At 50.6% G+C, this 251-nt stretch carries 1 rRNA gene; it reads right to left on the bottom strand.

The features are described 5' to 3' along the window. A 23S ribosomal RNA gene (locus L3V42_RS18185) occupies positions 1-251 on the bottom strand; the annotation flags it as partial.

Genomic DNA, 251 nt, shown 5'->3' with positions numbered 1-251 from the left:
TACCTGTGTCGGTTTGCGGTACGGGCACCTGTGATCTGGCTAGAGGCTTTTCTCGGCAGTGTGAAATCAGGAACTTCGGTACTCAATTTCCCTCCCCATCACAGCTTGAAATTGCCAGACGGATTTTGCCTATCTGACTTTCTCACTGCTTGGGCGCACACTTCCATCCGTGCGCATTCCTTATCCTTCTGCGTTCCCCCATCGCTCATAACGATCATGAGGTGGTACAGGAATATCAACCTGTTGTCCAT

This window comes from Oceanobacillus alkalisoli (assembly GCF_022213125.1).
GTDB classification, from domain to species: Bacteria; Bacillota; Bacilli; order Bacillales; family Amphibacillaceae; genus Oceanobacillus; species Oceanobacillus alkalisoli.
The sequence above is the reverse complement of the archived record's forward strand: the minus strand, read 5'-3'. Positions and strand labels throughout refer to the sequence as shown.